16 protein-coding genes are annotated in these 21,397 nt (G+C 49.0%); 7 read left to right on the top strand and 9 right to left on the bottom strand.

Translation table 11 applies throughout. From position 1 onward, the window contains the following. Window positions 1-242 precede the first annotated feature (242 nt). Window positions 243-1,199, top strand: coding sequence for a nitrilase family protein (locus WBJ53_RS09610; RefSeq protein ID WP_338875873.1), 957 nt, complete (start codon window positions 243-245; stop codon window positions 1,197-1,199). 37 nt (window positions 1,200-1,236) lie between these two features. On the opposite strand, the gene WBJ53_RS09605 is transcribed toward WBJ53_RS09610, so the two are convergent. From WBJ53_RS09605 to WBJ53_RS09590, 4 genes are all read right to left on the bottom strand, one after another. Next, window positions 1,237-2,232, bottom strand: a complete 996-nt coding sequence (locus WBJ53_RS09605) for a glycosyltransferase family 9 protein (RefSeq protein WP_338875872.1) — start codon at window positions 2,230-2,232, stop codon at window positions 1,237-1,239. Window positions 2,233-2,285: 53 nt separating this feature from the next. Continuing rightward, window positions 2,286-3,344, bottom strand: a complete 1,059-nt coding sequence (locus WBJ53_RS09600; protein WP_338875871.1) for a DUF4249 domain-containing protein — start codon at window positions 3,342-3,344, stop codon at window positions 2,286-2,288. Between the two features lie 2 nt (window positions 3,345-3,346). Next, window positions 3,347-5,755, bottom strand: coding sequence for a TonB-dependent receptor (locus WBJ53_RS09595; protein ID WP_338875870.1), 2,409 nt, complete (start codon window positions 5,753-5,755; stop codon window positions 3,347-3,349). A 146-nt stretch (window positions 5,756-5,901) separates the two neighbouring features. Continuing rightward, window positions 5,902-7,629, bottom strand: a complete 1,728-nt coding sequence (locus WBJ53_RS09590; RefSeq protein WP_338875869.1) for a helix-hairpin-helix domain-containing protein — start codon at window positions 7,627-7,629, stop codon at window positions 5,902-5,904. 132 nt (window positions 7,630-7,761) lie between these two features. Here WBJ53_RS09590 and WBJ53_RS09585 point away from each other — a divergent pair, with 132 nt between their 5' ends. Further along, the gene (locus WBJ53_RS09585) at window positions 7,762-8,070 is read left to right on the top strand and encodes a 2TM domain-containing protein (RefSeq protein ID WP_338875868.1); all 309 of its coding nucleotides are present in this window, start codon (window positions 7,762-7,764) and stop codon (window positions 8,068-8,070) included. A gap of 117 nt (window positions 8,071-8,187) precedes the next feature. On the opposite strand, the gene WBJ53_RS09580 is transcribed toward WBJ53_RS09585, so the two are convergent. After that, window positions 8,188-8,754 (bottom strand): pentapeptide repeat-containing protein, encoded by a 567-nt coding sequence (locus WBJ53_RS09580; protein ID WP_338875867.1) that lies wholly within the window; start codon window positions 8,752-8,754, stop codon window positions 8,188-8,190. A 1-nt stretch (window position 8,755) separates the two neighbouring features. Further along, on the bottom strand, window positions 8,756-9,550 hold the full coding sequence (locus WBJ53_RS09575) for a thymidylate synthase (protein ID WP_338875866.1): 795 nt from the start codon (window positions 9,548-9,550) through the stop codon (window positions 8,756-8,758). A 336-nt stretch (window positions 9,551-9,886) separates the two neighbouring features. Between WBJ53_RS09575 and WBJ53_RS09570 the strand changes: the two genes are divergently transcribed. The 5 genes from WBJ53_RS09570 to WBJ53_RS09550 all read left to right on the top strand — a co-directional run bounded on the left by WBJ53_RS09570 (window position 9,887) and on the right by WBJ53_RS09550 (window position 19,733). After that, complete coding sequence (locus WBJ53_RS09570; protein WP_338875865.1) at window positions 9,887-12,484, top strand: response regulator; 2,598 nt, start codon at window positions 9,887-9,889, stop codon at window positions 12,482-12,484. Window positions 12,485-12,674: 190 nt separating this feature from the next. Beyond that, window positions 12,675-13,397 carry a hypothetical protein gene (locus WBJ53_RS09565; RefSeq protein WP_338875864.1) on the top strand — a complete coding sequence of 241 codons (723 nt, stop codon included), beginning with the start codon at window positions 12,675-12,677 and terminating at the stop codon, window positions 13,395-13,397. 2 nt (window positions 13,398-13,399) lie between these two features. Continuing rightward, window positions 13,400-16,171, top strand: coding sequence for a TonB-dependent receptor (locus WBJ53_RS09560; protein ID WP_338875863.1), 2,772 nt, complete (start codon window positions 13,400-13,402; stop codon window positions 16,169-16,171). A 3-nt stretch (window positions 16,172-16,174) separates the two neighbouring features. After that, window positions 16,175-17,332: a DUF4249 domain-containing protein gene (locus WBJ53_RS09555; RefSeq protein ID WP_338875862.1), complete on the top strand. Its 1,158-nt coding sequence runs from the start codon at window positions 16,175-16,177 to the stop codon at window positions 17,330-17,332. Between the two features lie 19 nt (window positions 17,333-17,351). Then, the gene (locus WBJ53_RS09550) at window positions 17,352-19,733 is read left to right on the top strand and encodes a hypothetical protein (protein ID WP_338875861.1); all 2,382 of its coding nucleotides are present in this window, start codon (window positions 17,352-17,354) and stop codon (window positions 19,731-19,733) included. Between the two features lie 40 nt (window positions 19,734-19,773). On the opposite strand, the gene WBJ53_RS09545 is transcribed toward WBJ53_RS09550, so the two are convergent. From WBJ53_RS09545 to WBJ53_RS09535, 3 genes are all read right to left on the bottom strand, one after another. Next, window positions 19,774-20,499 (bottom strand): DUF1080 domain-containing protein, encoded by a 726-nt coding sequence (locus tag WBJ53_RS09545; protein WP_338875860.1) that lies wholly within the window; start codon window positions 20,497-20,499, stop codon window positions 19,774-19,776. 226 nt (window positions 20,500-20,725) lie between these two features. After that, complete coding sequence (locus WBJ53_RS09540) at window positions 20,726-20,884, bottom strand: hypothetical protein (RefSeq protein WP_338875859.1); 159 nt, start codon at window positions 20,882-20,884, stop codon at window positions 20,726-20,728. A 62-nt stretch (window positions 20,885-20,946) separates the two neighbouring features. After that, complete coding sequence (locus WBJ53_RS09535; RefSeq protein ID WP_338875858.1) at window positions 20,947-21,360, bottom strand: OsmC family protein; 414 nt, start codon at window positions 21,358-21,360, stop codon at window positions 20,947-20,949. Window positions 21,361-21,397: the final 37 nt, after the last annotated feature.

The following is a 21,397-nucleotide window of genomic DNA, read 5'->3' as shown; positions in this document are numbered from 1 at the left end:
TGTCGGTCATTGGTCATACAGTAAAAAGTTAACCACGAAGTGGTGGCATTTTTGTAGCTGACAGATACGCCTTCTAACAATAAAGCTCCGAAGGAGTAACAGAATAGGCTATGCCTGTTACTCCTTCGGAGCTTCAATACAGGAAATATCTTTATCCTATAATCCTGTCATGCGGCATCGGCCCGCAACGGCGGACCGTGTCCGACTACGGCATTTTATGAAAATCACCAATGACAAACTATATGGAAAACCTTCGTATTGCAACAGCTCAGTTCGAAAATGCCAGTGGCGATAAAGCCTACAATCTGGCTATTATTCGGGAGTTATCGGCCAAAGCAGCTCAGCAGGGGGCTCAGGTCGTAGCGTTTCATGAATGCTCCATTACTGGCTACACCTTTGCCCGAAATCTCTCGAAAGACCAGATGCTGGCACTGGCCGAGCCGATTCCTGACGGCGACAGTATTCGGGCACTTACCCAAATTGCCCGCGACTATGATATTGTCGTATTGGCTGGTTTGTTCGAGAAAGATGCGCAGGACCGGTTGTTCAAAGCCTATGTGTGCGTCGGCAACGATGGCTTGATTGCCAAGTACCGCAAACTACATCCGTTCATCAATCCGCATCTGCTGCCCGGCGATCAATACGTGGTTTTCGACCTCTTCGGCTGGAAATGTGGCATTCTAATCTGCTACGATAACAACGTGATCGAAAATGTGCGGGCAACCGCGTTGCTCGGCGCCGACATTATTTTTATGCCTCATGTAACCATGTGTACACCCTCGCCACGACCAGGTGCCGGTTTTGTTGATCCGGCGCTATGGCAAAACCGAGAAGCCGATCCAACGTCTCTCCGGCTCGAATTCGACGGCATGAAAGGCCGCGCCTGGCTTATGAAATGGCTCCCTGCCCGCGCCTACGACAACGGTGTATATGCTGTATTTTCGAATCCAATCGGCATGGACGACGACCAGCTAAAGAATGGCTGCTCGATGATTCTGGACCCATTTGGCGACAGTATTGCCGAATGCCGACAGCTAGGCAACGAGGTTGTAACGGCAACGCTTACGCCCGAAAAACTACAGCAGGCGGGTGGTCATCGCTACCGAAGTGCGCGCCGACCCGATCTCTACCGCGACATTATTGGTCAGGCACACGTGGCCCAACAGAAAGTAGTCTGGCTAACTACCGATCAGCAATAACGTCTGGAAGGTGGTGCGCTGAATGCGCCGTTTGGCATCACTCAAAGTTTTTCTTTTTACGAAGCTCCCGAACTTCAAAATCAAACGGCAGTTCGTTCATGCATTTGAAATGCTTCAGCGGGCACCGATCGAAACCAATTTTAGAACATGGTCGACATTCGAGCCCTGTTTTTTCGAGTACAACGTAGGGAGTCTTGTAGGGATACATACCCAATTGAGGAGTTGTATTGCCCCAGATCGAGTATACTTTTTTCTTCAATGCAGCCGCAATATGCATCAGCCCCGTATCGTGGCTAAACACGATACGGGCGCCCTGAAGAATAGATGCCGACTGGTTCAGGTTATACTGGCCGCAGGCATTATAGATCATCCGGCTTCCTACAGCCCGTACAATTTCATCGCCAGCTTCGCGGTCTTCTTTACCACCCAGCAGCACAATTGGATGGTTTATTTTCCAGCAAAGCTCAATCATGCGCAGCACAGGCAGCTTTTTGGTAGCGTGCTGACCACCGATCGCGTAGGCAACATAATCGTGCCGATGGGTTTCGGGCAGCCAGTCGGTTTCGACCTGATCTTTATACGGAATAAAATAGTCCAGTCCCTTTCCGTCGTTTTGCACACCCAGCGGCTGCACAGTATCCATATACCGATCTACGATATGGACATTGGGCATAGCGTTTATTTTCCAGCGAACATACAGCCACTTCCGCAGATTCAGCTTATTGAAACTGTACGAACGAACGCCCAGACTTAGCTTGATGATACGCGTACGGAGATTGTTGTGCAGATCGATAATGTAGTCGTACCGTTCAGTGCGCAACTGCCGAATCAGATCCGACAGGCTATCGTCCAGATAGTACCGCTTATCGATATAGGGGTTATGATCGATCAACGTCTGAAAGGATCGCTTCGTACAGAAATGAACCTCAGCACCGGGCAATTGCTGTTTTAGACAACGCACCACGGGTGTCGTCAGAACGATGTCACCGATGGATGAGAAGCGCAGTACAAGAATTTTTACCGGGGAGGCCATAAACCACTCTATTTATGCAAAAATAGCGTTTTCCCAAGACGTAACCAAACCATTCAATAGACCCACCAGCGCGGCTGATAAGGAGTTCTGTACTGGCTGTCTTCACAAACAACACAGGCCGATGGTTGCGGTACGTTAACAATTGGGTCAACATCGGGCACGCCCTGCCCGTCGCTGCGGTCCACATACAGATATTGCTCGGCAAGACCTGTTGCCCCAAAGTAGCCAAAGGCCATAACAGTCGGGTCGCTTACGCAATGAATATTCCCCTGAATAGTTTGCGGAGCCGAATCGAATAAGCCGCCCGTATTGTCGGTCAATGCTTTTACCCCTTTCCAGAACGTATAGGCACCCTTGCTGATGGCCTGCTGCTGCACTTCCAGGTAATACTTATCTTTCGACTTATAGGGCACCCGCATAATGTACTGGCGGCTGATGGCATTGCCATTAATATTGGCATCGGAGGTTACGTTGATACAGGTGTAGCACCGATCAATATCCCAGCATGCCGAACAACAGCCTAAACCCGTGAGTGTACCATTGGGCAATTCTCGGGTATAGCAAACACTAATAGCCTCATAATGCGCCCAGTCCCACTTATAGTAATCGCCGGTAGTTTCGGGGTCCTTCATATCCAGATAGACATTCCAGCCCTGATTTTTGGCGCTCACAACCGACTCTCCTTCAACCGTATACTCATAATACAGTTTCTGGATAGGTGGTGCTGCTCTCAACAATTCGGGATCCGATTCGTAGCGAAGCCCAGCTTTGGTTTGTATCGTAATCCTATAGCTCCGTCCGGCAATGCCCCGGATACCACCCGCACTGGTTTTGTATACGCCACCAGATGCCTGTTCGGTCAGCATTTCACGATGGCCCTGATCATCTTCAATCGTAACGGTAGCACCGGTTTCCAGCAGGTTCAGGCTTTTGTAGGAATAATCGGCGGTGCGCGTTAGCTTAATGGTATAGGGTCCGGGCTGATCGGTAATTTGCCCTTCAACAATGAGCGAAGGCGCAATACTGACCGTTCCGGGCTGGTATTCTGTTATACAGGAAACAGCAGCCGCCACAATGCCAAGTCCCAGGAGTAGCAATCGAAAGTAATTCATGGTCAGAACTTGAAATTATAGGTCAATGACGGGAAGGCCGTTCCAAAAATAGAGAGCTTATAGGCATCGGCAAACGAGGCTGGCTGGAGTTTATAGAAAACAGAATACGCATTCTTGTGCGCGTAAACGTTGTAGATCGAGAACACCCAGCTACTCTGATTCCGCTTTTTCTTCAATGGATTCTGCTCGAAAGTCATTGCAAAATCGAGCCGATGATAATCAGGAATACGTTGCTGATTTCGGTCGAGGTAGATAGGTACCGATATACCCCCAACCCGCGCAATAGCCGATGGCTGCGTGGTTGGCCGACCAGTGCTGTAGGTAAAATTCAGGGATAAATTAAACCAGTTGTTTGGGCGATATACGGCCAGCACATTCAGTGTATGCGGCTTGTCGTAATTGGCTGGATAGGCTTTGCCGTTGTTAACCCGTTCTTCCGGATAGGGACTGTTCATGGTCAGGAACGTGCGGGCATAGGTATAACTGATAAACCCACTCCAGAGTCCTTTATTTTTCCGAAGCAATCCCTCAAATCCATACGCCTGACCTTTTCCCTGAACAATCTGCGTTTCAACAGCTTCGGCCAGTTGCAGTTCGGCACCATCGCGGTAATCGATCGCATTGGTCAGTGTTTTGTAATAGACCTCGCCCGAGACTTCGATATTGTTGTTGGGCGTGTTTCTAAAATAGCCCAATGCCCACTGATCGGCAATTTGGGGCTTGGTATAGCTATCGCTCAGGTGCCAGCGCGAAGTGGGCAGTGCCGCCGTTGTATTGGTCACCTGCTGAATATACTGCCGCATTCGACTATATCCCGCCTTAATGGCTTTTCCCTCACCAACCGACCATCGAATGGCAATCCGTGGTTCCAGCCCGCCAGCGGTGTGATATATTTTACCGGCATCATAGGTTTTGGTCGATGCTACGGTTTCGTCCTGCCGGGGCTGGTTTTCCTGATAGGATCGAACGGTTTCGGGACCACGGTTCAGCAATGCCGAATAGCGCAGCCCAACCACCATGGCTACATCCTGGTTCAGTTTCCATTCGTCCTGCACATAAGCCGACACTTCATAGGCGCGTTCGCGGGCAAGGTCAATAGGAAGTACATTCGAATACGCCCCCGGAACCCGCGTATTGGGTTGAATCAGGTAGTCGATAGCGCTCACTCCTGCCTGCCACTGATGGATTTCGTTGGGCGTATAGGTCAGATCAGACCTGATTTGCCGATGCCATACCCCCGATTTCAATTGAAATGCATTGGACGAATCGTCCGATGACAGATCGGCCTGATAGCGGCTGAAGATAGCGGCTGTATTTAGATTCAACTGCTTATTGATGAAGTAATTCCAGCGTAATGTTCCGGTCAGTGTCTGGTAGTTGAATTGGGTCGACGATGCGTTGATTTCCTGTCCGGAGAGCGAATCGGATGCGATCTTAAACAAATCGCTGCTTACGTAGCCAGTTGCCGTAATGGTGTGTTGTTCGTTAATCTGATACTTTAGCTTGGACGTCACATCGTAGAAATTGGCTCGTGTACCTTTGAGATTCGAGGGGGCCAGCTTGAACAGGAAATCGTTAATTGAGGCACGCGCTGCCGCTAGAAACGACAGTTTGTTTTTGATAATAGGCCCTTCAATACCCAACCGATCCGAAATCAGCCCAATTCCTCCATTGACACTCCATTTATCGGCGCTCGGCTCCCGAATTTTCACATCCAGCACCGACGATGCACGTCCGCCATACGTAGCCGCTACTCCACCCCGATTCAGGGTTACGTCGCGCACCACATCGGGGTTAAATACCGAGAAAAACCCCATCAAATGGCTCGAATTAAAAACCGGCGCATCATCGAACAGAATCAGGTTCTGATCGGCACTGCCTCCGCGCACGTTGAAGCCGGGTGCTCCTTCTCCTACGGTGGTAACACCGGGCAAAAGCAACAAACTACGCACAATATCGACTTCGCCCATCAATGGCGGAATCCGCCGTATACTACGAATGGTTAGCTGCGAAACACCGATTTCTACCTTGCGTACATTACGATCGGGCGCTTCGCTGGTAACGATAACTTCTTCCAGATCTTTCGCGTCGTCTTCCATCCGAACCTCCCGGAAGAGCGTTTTCTGAAGAGAAATTGTATCATCGAGTGTACGATAGCCCACGTGCGAAAACCGCAGCACGTACTTGCCGGGAGGCAATTGTACTACATAAAAACCATCTTTGGCCGTTACATAGCCTTTCGATACATTCAGAACAACAATATTGGCACCCTGAATAGGCTTACCCGTTTTGACATCCCGAACGTAGCCCGTTGCCGAATACGTAATAGGTTGGCCCCCCGGAGACCCTTTGGATTGAGCAATTGCTTCGTTGAGTATACAAGCGAATATGACCAGTAGAAGAAAGCGCATAGAGTCAGGTTTAGGAAGCGCAGAGCCAGCGGATAGAACAAATAACTGTATGACGCATCAATGATATAAAGGTAAAAATCGAATCATTTACCCTATTTTGACAAGTCATTAATTGATTATTAATACTTTCCGCCGTTCGCTGTACTCTATGTACGTACCTTTTCGCGCCGTCGTTGCAGATAATCGGCCATTTCCTGTAGAGGTAGTGCATTAAACGTCATTTCTTTGGTAAGTCCACCCTTACGCCCAACGGCCACGCCATAATGCATATCGAGCAGTCCAGCCAGATCGTGCGCATCAGGATTAATGCTCAGCATCACGCCCTGCTGCATGGCATAGTCGATCCAACGCCAGTCAATATCGAGTCGATATGGGCTAGCGTTAATTTCGATAATGACGTTATGTGCCGCACAGGCATCGATAATGGCCCGGTGGTCGATGGGGTACCCTTCGCGGGCCAGCAACAACCGACCAGTTGGGTGCCCCAGTATTATGGTATATGGGTTTTCAATCGCTTTCAGAAGCCTTGTAGTTGCCTTTTCAAGCGACATCGTTAAGGTTTGATGCACCGATGCCACCACATAGTCGAAGCTAGCCAGTGTCTGGTCGTCGTAATCGAGCGAACCATCGCCCAGAATATCGGATTCAATTCCTTTAAATATTCGGAATCCGTCGTCAAAACCGGCATTGAGCTGATCGATTTCGGCTTGTTGCTGCCGCACCCGATCAACATCGAGGCCATTGGCATAGGAAGCGGTTTTTGAATGATCGGCAATGCCGAAATATGTAAGGCCCAACTCACGACAATAGGCAGCCATATCGGCAACCGACTGCTTCCCATCCGACCAGGTGCTGTGGTTGTGGAGTGTTCCGCGTAAGTCGTTCCAGGTTATGAGTTCATTGTTCTGGTGCCGACTCGCCCAGCGAAAGGCAAAGTCGTCTTCCCGCATTTCCGGCACAATATAAGGCAAGCCCGCCCGCGTGTAGATAGTTGCCTCTACGGCTTCCGTTTCCAGTTCGGCTTCGGTACCGTTACTCATCAGCGCAAACTGCAGAAGCGGCAATCCGCCAGCCCCAGGCTGTTGCAAATGCGAATCGGCAGCCGTTTGAATGAATAACTGTTTGTTGAAATCAGTAGCCGGGAAGAACAGCAACTCAACTCCAACATCGAAGCCCTGCAACTGCCCGCGCCATGCAAACGGGGAGGATTCTGACTCGTTCTGCTCCAGATTGGGCAGGCTGGCCAGCATGTTCATGGTCCCAACGGGGTTGCTGGTCTGGATCAGCAACTGAACCGTATCGACCTCCTGTGCTTTTCGGCGCACCTGCCCGCTAATTTCGACCCGCTCGACATGGTTGCTCAATTCGTCGCGGAGCATATTGGCAATCATATCGGCTTTATCCATCCGCACTTTGCCCTGCTGTTCCTGCAAAAACTCCAGTGCAGCCAGAATCTTCTCCTGCGTATTGGCACCGAACCCTTTGATTTTGGCAATCTGTCCGTTCTCTCCGGCCAGTTTCAGATCGCGCAGGTTGTCGATACCGAGTTCCTGCCAAAGCGTTCGGACTTTTTTAACGCCCAGCCCTTTGATCCGAAACATATCCAGAACGCCCGAAGGCGTTTGAGCCAGTAGTTCATCCAGTTCGGTCAGATGCCCTGTTTCGGCAATTTCACGGATTTTATTGGCAACCGACTTCCCAACACCCGGCAACTTAATCAGCTCGTCGACTGACAGTTGTGCCAGATCGGCAGTAGTTTTATCTAAATTAAACGCGGCCGACTGAAATGTCCGCGTACGGAAGGCATCATGGTCGTGGAGTTCCATCAACCGGCCGGTCAGCTCAAGGAGGTCAACGATTTCGGAATTGGTCATGCTAATAGGTGAATTCACTCCGCAAGTTAGGTAATTGGTCAGATTTGGCGGGCAGGCTGGCTAAGCCATAGGCTATCTTTATGGCATAAACCAACACAACTCGGTTTCTTCCCGATATACCCTTATCAATTTATGATGGAATTTGCTCAACAAAAACCTGCCGACCGCGATCCGTTGCTGTGGAAGCAGGCCAAAGCCCGTGTTGGCTTTCGGATACATCTACGCACGTACCTGATTATTAATGCGGGGCTCTGGCTAATTTGGGCCATTTCGTCTTTCAGTTTCCAATCGTCGGGTAACTGGATTTTCCCGTGGCCGATTTTTCCAATGCTGGGCTGGGGGATTGGCCTGGTATCTCACTATTTTGCCGTATTCCACTGGCATAACGAACGCGCCATGATCGAGCACGAATATCAGAAACTGAAGAGCCAGCAACTGTAAGTAGGTGTAATTGATTGTTCACAGAGGCACGGAGATCACAGAGAATACAATATATTACTCTGTGATCTCCGTGCCTCTGTGGACAATGAGAAGTTCCCAATGCCCACTGACTACTATTTACTTCGTAATCACCAGATCATATTTGGTTAGGAGGCCCGGTAGGTTATGAAGCGAGAAACGGGCTTTTTTCACCTTATTAGTCTCAGGATTGAGTTGCAGATTGTAGGAGGTCGAAAAATCAACCTGACTCAGATCGTTATCGTCAAATTTGGTCAGTTCCAGATTACAATGCCGGAATGCGGTTCCGGTCAGTTCGCATTTCAGAAAGTGCGCTTCCCGGATCGAGCACTCCGTAAAATGAGATTTCTTCAGTTTCCGGTTTAGGAAGACCGCGTAATCGAGCTGGCATTCCTGAAAATCGACGTGAAAGCCGAACGGATTGCAAAGCCCGAAATCGACATACGGTAATTTGCAACGTAGAAAACTCACATCATAGAGCTTCGTATTTTTCAGCTCCGCCCGAGTCAGATTACAATCTTCGAATCGGCAATTGATAAAACTGGTACCTGTAATGAAAGCCCCCGACAAATCCAGTTTCTGAAAAATGCACTGTTCAAATTCCTGATCGGCCCACCGCGCCGGTATCGTGTCGGGCTGGTCAAAAGTCTGGTCGTAAAACTCCATACTACACAGCTACGGGTGCTTTAATAGCCGGATAGGGGTTGTAGTTTTCCAACGTAAAATCGTCGTAGGTAAAGTCGAAAATCGATTTCACATCGGGGTTCAACCGCATGGACGGCAACGGACGCGGCTCGCGAGCGAGCTGCGTTTCAACCTGCTCCAGATGGTTCAGATACAGATGAGTGTCGCCACCGGTCCAGATAAACTCATACGGCTCAAGCCCGCACTCCTGCGCAATCATCAGCACCAGCAAGGCATACGAAGCAATATTGAACGGAACACCCAGAAACACATCGGCGCTCCGCTGATATAGCTGGCACGACAGTTTACCATCGGCCACATAAAACTGAAAAAGAGCATGACAGGGTGGCAACGCCATGCCCGGCACATCGGCTGGGTTCCAGGCCGACACAATCATCCGACGCGAATCGGGCGAGTTTTTGAGTTGCTTCAATACATCGCTCAACTGATCGATGGTTCGGCCGTCTGGAGCCTCCCAACTCCGCCATTGACGGCCATATACAGGGCCTAAATCACCATTTTCGTCGGCCCATTCATCCCAGATTGATACACCGTTATCCTTCAGATACTTTATGTTGGTATCGCCCTTTATGAACCAGAGCAGTTCATGAATAATTGATTTTGTATGGACCTTTTTGGTTGTCAGCAGCGGGAAACCATCCTGCAGATTAAAGCGCATTTGGTAGCCAAAAACACTGATGGTGCCCGTGCCGGTGCGGTCGGTCTTGCGGGTGCCATTGGCCAGAATATGGCGTAGTAGATCGTGGTATTGTTGCATAGGACAAAGAAACAAAAAAGGGATTGGTTTTGATAGCCTTTTTCGTTTCATCTATGGGTAGCCTATTGGGTCCTGCCCGGCGAAGTCCCTTCTGTAGTCGTTTACTAATTTAGTCTTAGCAACGCATTTCTAAAAATGGTACACAAGGCTAATATTCATCAGAAAATTAACTTTCTATTTACTATATTTTATATTTATATCTTTTGTATAATTCGGCTTTGATTCCGCACCTACATTTTTTGATTGATGTTGGGCTTCTTGTTAAATTGTTGTAAAACTGACTTTACTGACTGATTTTATACCAACTGGTAATAAGCCCAGCCCTGCTTTTAGCGTATGAAGTCTACAAAACGAATTGGCTGGATTTTAGCCGTTGGTCTTCTAATACCTATTCTGATCGGCATCAATGCGCAGCGAACTACTCAGCGTATTGTTGAGCAGAATACCTGGCTGATTCACACTCATCTGGTTCTTCAAAAGACCCAGCAAATCCAGTCGCATTTAACCAATTTAGACAACGATCTGCGTGGTTATCTGCTAAGTCAAAACAATCCGTTTTTTAAGGCCGACTACGACCGAAACGCTCAGAAAATGGTGGAGCGCCTGCGCGAAATCAAGAAGCTTACTACCGACAGTCCTCACCAGCAAAAACGGCTACAGGTTGTCGATCAGTTACTCCGCCAGAAACTTACCCACGGTAAATTATTATTTACGCTTTCAACCAATGGTCTTGCCCGGCTTGACTCTGTTGAGGGATTTATGCTCATCAGCGACCGGTTGTCTTATCAGCTCAAGCAAATAGAAGCTGTCGAAAACGAACTATTGATTGTTCGGGCAGCGGCCAGTGAGCAGTCGGCTAGTTATGCCACCCGTAGTAGCCTGGTTGGAGCTGTAGCGGCATTGGCCATGATCCTCTGGGCCATTTATCTGTTATTCAGAACCCTGAAAAATACAACGAAGCTAAATCAGCAACTGGCCCAGAGCGAGCAACAGTTGAAACAGTTTCTGGAAGCCGTACCGGTGTCGATCATGGTGATCAGTAAAGATAGTACCTTGTATTATGCCAATCAGGCTGCCACAGCGATGTTTGGGGCGGCTACAAAACTGACCTCTTACGAAGACATCCTAAAACAAATTCAACTCTATAAATTTCCCGAAGGAACCCCCTACCCTGCCGAACAGCGCCCCGCTTATCTGGCCATGCAGGGCAAAACAGCCTGGGTCGATGATCTGGAGTTGCGTTTTGATGGCAAAGCAATTCAGTTACTGAGCTGCGCCAGTCCGGTTTTCGATACTGAAGGCAAATTGCAGTACGTTGTTTCGACCAGCATGGACATTAGCGAGCGGGCACAGGCGCAACGAAAGCTGGAAGAAGCAAAAGAATTAGCCGAACAGGCCGCCCGCCTGAAAGAAAATTTTCTGGCCAATATGAGCCACGAAATTCGGACACCCCTCAACTCGATTATTGGTTTCTCGAACCTGCTGGAAGTAACTACTCTTACCCACGAGCAGGCCGAGTATGTAAAGCTGGTGCAAACGGCAGGCAAGAATCTGCTTACGATTGTTAACGACATTCTCGACATCTCGAAGATTGAAGCCGGAATGATCCAGATGGAATCGATTCCGTTCAGCATTCGTTCGCTCATTGTTTCGTTGCAAACGATGCTTCAGCCATCGGCTACCGATAAAAACCTGGAACTGGTTTTCTTTATCGATCCAACCCTGCCACCACTCGTGCTGGGCGACCCAACCCGGCTAACCCAGATTCTGCTCAACCTGCTCAGTAATGCCATTAAGTTTACCAAAAATGGTTCGGTAACGGTCTATATTTCCCGTCAGGAAGAAACGCATGAGTCGGTTCGGGTTCAGTTTAGGGTAAAAGATACGGGAATCGGCATCGAAGCAACTATGTTGCCTCATATTTTCGAGCGGTTCAGGCAGGCCAGCGATTTTACGACCCGCTTCTACGGCGGAACAGGACTTGGACTCAATATTGTAAAATCGCTCATTGAGATGCAGGGAGGGTGGATTACCGTTGAGAGTCAGCCAGGTATCGGCTCCGAATTTACGCTGGAGCTGACCTATCCGGTAGCGCCAGAATCGGTTCGGCAAACCATGGACCCATCATGGTCTCCATCCGAATCGGCAAAAAAATCGCTGACTATTCTCGCCGTGGAAGATAATCCAATGAATCAGAAACTGGTTCTCCAGGTCATCAAACGCCTGGGCTATACGGCAAAACTGGCCGAAAATGGCCAGCAGGCACTCGATCTGCTTCAGGACAACCATTTCGATCTGATTCTGATGGACATTCAGATGCCGATCATGGATGGCTACCAAACAACCCGACATATCCGCAACACCCTCCAAAGCACAATTCCTATTATTGCGATGACAGCCCATGCCCTGGCCAGCGAACGCGAACAGTGTTTACAGGCAGGCATGAACGACTTTCTGCCGAAACCGTTTCAGATGGACGATTTAGACCGGATGATTAAACACTATGGGTTTTCAAATGAGCATCCGGCCCCCGTTATCGAATCGCCACAACCAGCCATTGCCGAAAGTTCGGGCGTATTTTCTCTTGAACCGCTGCTCAATTCGGTTGGCAACGACCCCGAACTGGCCATGGAATTACTGGAAATCTATCTCGACAAAACTCCCCAGGAAATTAAGTTACTAAAACAGGCAGTGGCCGACAAAGATGTGCCATCTATTGGCCGAACGCTCCATACCCAGAAAGCTCCCGCCATGATGATGGGACTGCAACGGGTAACCGAAAAAAACTTAACGATTGAGGCATTAGTAAAAGGCGACAAAAGTATCGACGAAGTGGCGCCACTTGTTGAAGAATATATTACCATTGTTGAAGCCGAATTGCCCGCCATTCGCGAAACGTGGCAAAAAGGCCTGGATCAGCAACAGAACGATTAAGCTGTTCTTTGCAAAAATTACAAAACAATCATATTGACAATTTAAAATTAATCTATTTTTAAGGCATCAATCAGGTGTAAGACAAGCTTTATCGACAGAATCAGCATGATTTCCATGCGTTTTAGTTAAGTAGAATCATCCTGTTAATCCTGTCGATAAAACTAGTCCTGCATCCCGTCAATCAGAGCGTATGCCTTATTTACTCTTTTTTACCATATCCATCCTTACTGGTTCAACTGCTTTTGGTCAATTCGCGGCTGCCGATAGCACAGTGCTGGCGGCAGCGCAGCAGCAGGCCATTGCGTTATACACAAATGCGCTCCGCGAAAAACCGCATTTGTATAACGGACACGAATACATTCCGCACGATAGACGGATAAAAATCCATCCTTATTTCAACTCCGACACGCTCCAATCGGGATCAATTACTTACAATGGACTGTCTTACGATCGGGTACTGATGCTCTACGATATTGTTCGGGATGAGCTGGCTATTCAGCTCCCCCGAAGCCCCTATCGCGCCCGGCCTCACAGTGAACAGGTAACTTCGTTTTCGTTAGGCCCATACCAGTTCAAACGCATCACTGGCGACAGTCTGGCGGGCGTTCGAACGGGGTTTTATCAGATTTTATACGACGGAAAAATTCAATTTCTGGCCCGGCACATTAAAACCGTTCAGGAAGATCTCTCCAGTGGCGTATATCGGGGAACGTACATTGCCAGAGATCGCTATTTCATCTATAAGGATGGGACTTATCATGAAATAAGGCAAAAGCGATCGGTATTTGCACTCTTCCCCGACCAGAAAGGTCCGCTTCGAAAATACATCCGGGCAAATCACTTAAAGTTCAAAGCCCAGCGCGAAAAGACTATTACGGCAATCGTAAAGCAATATGAAAAACTAACTCACTGAGCATGAACCAACTCTATCGAATCTTTTGGCTGGTTCTTTGCCTGAGTTGTATCGGCACGTATACCTTGGGGCAATCGACGCACGAAGTTCCCATCAGCGGAGATTTTTCAAACCTGCACTTTGACCAATTTGCCGGACAAATTGAGAGCCGTACGCCCTACCGGTTCTTTTACAACACCCGCGATGTCGACAGCCTGATTGTCAATCTGCAAGTGACCAATCAACCGCTCCACACGGTTCTTCGTCAGCTTTTCGAGGGCAGTAAGTACTACTATTCCATCGATCATCAACAACGAGTTTACATAACCCTCGACCGCCCAATACGAACCGAATTACCTATTGGTTTTTTCCACGGCGGAGCTGGTACTGCCAATGGCGATTCGGCCCTCAACGACTATATGACGCAAGGGGCAAAAAAACGAATTGAAACCGAAAGTAAGCTCTACGAAATTGGTCGACGTACTAACCCCATCCGACCGGGGCGGGCCACACTTGCCGGATCGGTGCGGAACGTGGCCTCGGGCGAACCCATTGTGGGAGCGGCTGTCTACATCGAAAACCCACGTATGGGCACCGTAACAGATCAGTTTGGCTATTATTCCATCACCCTGCCCCGTGGTCGGCACAGTCTGAAACTACGGAGTATTGGCATGAAAGATACCCAGCGCCGGATTGTTCTGTATTCGGAAGGCAAACTCGATATTGAGATGGAAGACGACGTAATTGCACTAAAAGAAGTGGTCATTGAAGCCGAAAAAGACGTCAACGTGTCGGGTATGCAGATGGGCCAGCAGCGTGTCGACATCAAAACCATTCGGCAGGTGCCCACAGCACTGGGCGAAGCCGATCTGCTACGGGTTATTCTGACCCTGCCGGGCGTAAAATCCGTTGGCGAAAGTTCTACGGGTCTAAATGTGCGCGGAGGAGCCACCGACCAGAACCTGATCCTCTACAACGACGCTACAATTTATAACTCATCACATTTGTTTGGCTTTTTTTCGGCCTTCAACCCCGATATTATCAAGAGTGCCGAACTCTATAAGAGTGGTATTCCGTCGCGTTATGGTGGGCGGTTATCATCGGTGCTCGACGTTCAGACCCGCGATGGCAACAAGAAAAAACTGGTTGGCTCAGGCGGTATTGGTTTACTGACGGGCCGCCTAATGCTGGAGGGACCGATACTGAAAGACAAAACGTCGTTCATTATTGGCGGTCGGTCGACCTATTCCGACTGGCTCTTGCGGCAATTACCCAATTCAGCATTCCAGAAAAGTCAGGCCTCATTTTATGACCTCAATCTGCACGTTACGCACGATTTCAACGAAAAAAATACGCTCTACCTGACTGGCTACCTGAGCAGTGATCGTTTTAGGCTCAATAGCGATACCACCTACCAGTATCAGAATCAGGCAGCCACATTGAAGTGGAAACACATTATCAACAACAAGCTCTACAGCGTTTTTACGGGAAGCTATAGCGGCTATAACTACCAGGTCTATAGCGAAAAAAATCCGGTCAATGCCTATCAACTGGATTTTGGCATTAAACAATCTCAGCTCAAGGCCGACTTCAATTATTATCCCACCAACCGTCATGCTGTCGATTTTGGGCTTAGTTCGACGTACTACAAGCTGTCGCCGGGCAATTTTCAGCCACGTGGCAGCGAATCGCTGATTGTACCCGATGTTGTTGCCGACGAACAGGGTATTGAAAATGCAGTCTATATTGGCGATAAATTCGACATCACCGACCAACTGTCGATTAGTGGTGGCCTGCGTTATTCGGCCTATACTTATCTGGGTCCCAAATCGGTGTATCAGTACATACCGGGGCAACCCATGACGGTAAATACGATTACGGATACGCTGGTTTATGTTAACAGGGCAGCTATAAAAACCTATCACGGTCCGGAATATCGACTGGCATTGCGGTATTCATTATCGCCAACGGCTTCCATCAAAGCCAGTTTTAACCGAATGCGGCAGTACATTCAAATGCTTTCCAACACCACCGTTATTTCGCCAACCGATATCTGGAAACTAAGCGATCCGAACATCAAGCCGCAGATTGGCGATCAGTATGCACTTGGGTTTTACCGAAATAACCGCACCAACACCATCGAAACATCGGTGGAAGTCTACTACAAAACCATGCAGAATCGGCTCGATTACCGAAGTGGAGCGGTGTTGTTGTTAAATCACCATATTGAAACCGACGTGGTCAATGCGCAGGGGCTGGCCTACGGTATTGAGTTTCTGATCAAAAAGTCGACCGGCAAGTTAAACGGCTGGCTAAGCTACACCTACGCCCGCACACTGCTGCGCACCACCGACCAGAGCAATGGTGAGACGATCAATCAGGGTAACTATTATCCGAGTAATTACGATAAGCCGCACGATGTAACAATGATCGGTAATTACAAAATCAATCGCCGGTTTAGCCTTTCGCTGAATTTCACCTACAGCACCGGTCGGCCCATTACGCTTCCTGTTGCCAAATACACGCTCGATGGCTCCCAACGACTGTTATTCTCAGACCGAAACCAGTACCGAATTCCCGACTATTATCGCGCCGATTTTGCCATGAACATCGAAGGGAACCACAAAGTCCGCAAGCTGGCGCATAGCTCCTGGACCGTTTCGGTCTATAATTTGACCGGTCGGCGCAATGTCTATTCGGTCTATTTCAAATCGGAGAATGGCGTTATCAATGGGTATAAGTTATCCATCTTTGGCCAGCCTATCCCATCCATCACGTACAATTTCAGATTCTAACCCATGAAAGAACAGGCATATAGCTGGGAAAGCATTCGTATAAATCGTACGTTTTTAAGGAAAGTGTTCATCTGGCTCATGCTGCTGGCGCTCGGTAGCTGCGTTGATCCGTATCGACCGCCCGAAGTAGCCTCTCCGGGTAGTTATCTGGTTGTTAGTGGATTCATTAACAGTGCTCCCGGCACTACGAGTACCATTCAACTCTCGCGCACGCAGAACCTGACCAATACCAAAGCGCCTGTTGTTGAAACCAAAGCACAGGTAACCATCGAAAGCAATAATAAGGCGAGCTATAGGCTACAGGAAGGTGCCAACGGAACCTATACATTATCGGGCATTGCACCTCAGTCGAACGAAACCTACCGGTTGCGCATCCGTACGGCTCAGGGTGTTGAATACCTTTCCGATTTTGTTCCGGTAGTGAACACGCCCCCCATCGACAGTATAAGCTGGCACGTTGAAAATGAGGGTGTCCAGATCAATGTCAACACGCACGATCCAACCAACAAAACCCGCTATTATCGCTGGGATTTCAACGAAACCTGGGAATACACAGCCGCTTTTTATTCAACGCTGGAGCTAATTAACAGTCGAATTATTCCGCGTAGCGAATCGGTTTTTCAGTGCTGGGGCAGTGGCGTCGACAAAACAATTCTGGTAAGCTCGTCGATCCGATTGAGTAAGGACATTATCAGTGAGCGGCCATTAATTTTCATTCCGGGTTCCTCCACCAAACTTAGTATTCGCTACAGCATTCAGGTCAACCAATATGCACTTACCGAAGAAGCCTACAATTACTACGATCAACTGGCCAAAATAACCCAGAGCGTAGGCTCGATTTTCGATCCGCAACCCTCGCAGATTATGGGAAATATCCACGCAACGGCTAATCCAAACGAGCCCGTTATGGGATTTTTCCGGGTCGGTACGGTTGCAACGACTCGTCGGTTCATCAACAAATTTCAACTGCCGCCCTGGCTTACGCTGGACGGAAATCGAAGTTGTGTGATGGATACCATGAGCCTAAGCGATCTGCTTGAGGAACCAACCGGAGTGATCAGTGAATATCAACCCGGATTCTATTTCACCTCCTCATACGATTGCCTCGACTGCCGCCTGCGCGGTGGTGTAACCACCAAACCCGATTTTTGGGACCAGTAGTTTTGACGTGAACCTTCCGATGCACACGACCTATAAACAACAGTTACTACTCCTGCTGCTTTTGCTAAACAGCCTTTGGGCATACGGTCAGGCCGTCCCGGCTAACACGATTGCCCAGTCGTTCGATAGCTACCGCCAGCAAACACTTCAGGAAAAGCTATTTCTACATATCGATCAGCCACTCCATTTCACGGGCGAAACAATCTGGTTTAACGTAGCGTACGTCGACGGATCGTTTCATCGGCCACTTTCGGTTAGTAAGGTTGCTTATGTTGAACTGCTGGACACCGATCATAAGCCAGTCCTGCAAACGAAAGTTTCGCTGACAACCGGCGGAGGAGACGGTAGTTTATTTCTGCCAGCTTCGATCAACTCGGGTAATTACCTGCTGCGGGCCTACACAAGCTGGATGCGAAATTTCAGCCCTGCCTATTTTTTTGAGCAGCCGCTGTCGATCATCAATCCATTTAAACCGCTGGAGCAGTCGGCCCCCAAACCTACATCGGCCTACACCGTTCAGTTGTTTCCAGAAGGCGGTAATCTGGTTCAGGGATTACCCGCTACTGTTGGGTTTAAAGTTGCCGACGCCAACGGTCATGGGCTGAATGCCAAAGGCTGGCTCCTGACTGCTCAAAACGACACCGTGGCCAGCTTCAGCACGGTCAAATTTGGCATGGGCCGCTTTTCGTTTACGCCAGCAGGCAACACCATCTACCGGATAGTTGTGGACGACACAAAAGGCAACATGGCCACACAGGCCTTGCCCACCATCTATGAGCAGGGTTATACCATGCACCTCGACGAAACTGCTGACGGTAAGCTCCGGATTACGATCCGAACCAATCTTCCTACGGCGTCGTCGGTTTATTTACTGGCCCACACCCGACAGGTTATCAAAGCGGCAGAAATGCGACCCATCCAGCAGGAAACAACTTTTTTGATTGACCGCAAAACGCTGGGCGAGGGCATTTCGCACCTGACCGTTTTCGATGCCAATCGCAAACCGCTTTGCGAACGACTATATTTTAAGCGACCCGATGCGCTTGCCCTGTCGCTCAAAACCGATCAAAACAGCTATGCCTATCGCAGCAAGGTAACCCTCGATGCTACCGTTCAGGCTTCCTCAATGGTACCTACCGATATGTCGGTAGCCGTTTACCGGCTAGACTCCCTATCGACGTTCCAGACCACCGATATTCTGAGTTATTTTTGGCTATCGTCCGACCTACAGGGAGCTATTGAATCGCCAGCGTATTATGTTCAGCCCGAAACCGAGGAGATTCGAAGCGCGGCCGACAACCTGATGCTCACCCACGGCTGGCGTCGGTTCAAATGGGAAACGGTTTTAGCCAACCCGCCAGCTAGTTTTCGATTCGTCCCCGACTATAACGGTCTGCTGGTTCAGGGTCGCGTAACGAACCCCGTTTCTGGCGCTCCCGTACCCAATATCCTCACGTATCTGTCGGCACCGGGCAAACCCGTTCGTCTGTTCGTTTCGCGAAGTGATTCGACCGGTCGAATTCGATATGAACTGCGTGATTTTTATGGTCCTAAAACCGTAATTGCGCAAACCAATCCACAGGACAGCCTCTATAAACTAACCCTCGACAATCCCTTTTCTGAGCAGGCTGCCGTAATGAGTTTACCCCCTTTGTTTGTCGATGAGCAGAAAGCCGAAAACGTGCTGAGCCGGAGTGTAGCGATGCAGCTTCAAAATACCTACTGGGGCGATCAGTCGCTTCGGTATCGGTATCCGAAGGTCGACAGCGCAGCCTTCTACGGTGCAGCGGGCGAATCGTATATACTGGATGCATATACCCGTTTCCCTACCATGGAAGATGTGCTCCGCGAGTATGTACTGGGCGTACAACCCCGCAAACGCCAGGGGCATTTCCGGTTATATGTACCTAACTTACCCTATCGCGAGTTTTTTGATGAAGAACCCCTCGTGTTGCTGGATGGCGTACCGGTTTTTAACACGGATAAAGTAATGGCGTTCAGCCCACTAAAAATACAGAAACTGGATGTGGTGACGAATCGCTATCTACTTGGAACAGCTCTGTTTAGCGGTATTGTCAGTTATATGACCTACAAAGGCGATCTGGCCGGTTTTCCGCTCGACGCGAATCTACTCAAACTCGACTACGAAGGGTTGCAACTACAACGAGAGTTTTATGCTCCCCGCTACGACACGCCAAAACAACAAAGCAGCCGATTACCCGATGCCCGTACGCTGCTATACTGGAATCCGTCATTACGAACCGATCAGCAGGGGAAAAGCAGAGTCGATTTCTACACCTCCGATCAGGCGGGTTTGTATCTGATCGAAATGAACGCCCTCTGCCGCGATGGTAAAACCGGGTTTCAGCGAGCCATTTTCAGCGTCAAAAAGTCGGAGTAGATTCGTCTCTAACAGCAAGAGGCTGTTAGAGACGAGCCACTTATTTCTTTGCCAGCGGTTTTACAGCAACTTCTTTAAAGAACACAACATCATGTTCGCCATGATTCTGTAGACCGATATAACCCGCATCGGGGCGTCGGCCACGGTAGGGTTCGAAGTCGAACTTACGTTCGGGCACAGGTTGGCCTTCCGTATAGTCGGTCACTTTTACGCCATTTACATAAATGATCGTGCGTGGTCCATCGAGCGTAATGTCCATTGTGTTCCATTCAGGACCAGGCTTGCCGGGTTTGGCCAGCGGTTTCGACAACGAATATAAGGTTCCGGTAACGTGGTATTCGTCTTCATCCGATGTTTCGGGATGGTTGTCAATCTGCACTTCATAGCCATAGTGAACCGGCATCCATGCTTCGCGGGGCTCAATAGGGATGCGGATATAGACCCCCGCATTACTATTTTCTTTCTCCATGCGGTATACAACCCGAATGGTGCAGTTGCTGAATTTTTCTTTTGTCCAGTAGAGTAGCCCCATACCGCCGTGACCGCGAATCATCCCGTTTTCGACCGACATGCTACCTTCTCCTACGTGTTTCCAGCCCGTCAGATCTTTGCCATTAAACAATTGCCGCCAGCCGTCGGCCCGTTTTGTTTTCTGCATCGTTAAGGTTGGTTTTGCAGGTAATGGCGGGGTGATGGCGTCACTATAGGTGGTTACACATAAAAGACTCAGACCCAATAGAATATTTCGAAAATGCAGGTAATTCATCGTTTTATTAAAGGGTTAACCGTGAGACTGTTTAAACTTTCTGAACTACTCTCAAGACGTTCTTTTTACAGCTATATCAGTATCCATAAGGACTCATCCAGTAAAGACCTACTGAAAATAGTTTTCGACCAACGTTATGGCATGTTATGCATAATAAAAATTCCCGACCAACTATGCCCTTACCGGTGAATACATAGCTAGTCGGGAATCAGCAGGTAAACAGGTACTACAGCTTTGCTTTTTTTGCACAGCAGGCATGCCCGCTCTGGGTGCAGCAGCCGTTCTTTGCCTTCGTTTTGCTCTTTTTTTCTTTGTGAGTCGATCCGGCAAACGAAACGGTGGTTAGGGTGGTCAGCAGTGCCAGGCCAAGCAGCATTTTTTTCATGGTACGTACAAATGTTAGTGGTTACGAGTCAATAACGTACTCATGTGAAATTTATGCAAAAATTACGCCACCTCGAAGGAGTAGGTAATGTCGGCCGACGGACGAAACTGGGCCGTTGCCGAGCAGTATTTATCCATCGACAGGTCAATGGCGCGCTTCACTTTATCGGAATCCAACTGACCTTTCAATAAATAGGTGATATGTATTTTTTTGAACGGGGCCGGTGTAGCGCCTTTTTCGCGCAGCCCATCCACCTTCAGCCGAAAATCCTCGATCACCTGTTTTTGCTTCTGAAGGATCAGGATGACATCGATTGCCGTGCAGCCTGCCAGCCCCATCAACAGCATTTCCATAGGCCTGGCCCCTGCATTATGACCACCAATATCCGTTGCGCCGTCGATATGCTGCTTTACGCCGGATGTGCCAATGGCCTCAAAATGAAAGGCATCGTCGACCCGAACGAGTTCGATTTGCATTGTGTTAAATTTTTCTATAGCGTCAACTGGTTGTGAA

The sequence above is a fragment of the Spirosoma sp. SC4-14 genome (assembly GCF_037201965.1).
Classification (GTDB): domain Bacteria; phylum Bacteroidota; class Bacteroidia; order Cytophagales; family Spirosomataceae; genus Spirosoma.
This window is presented reverse-complemented; position numbering and strand designations above follow the sequence as displayed.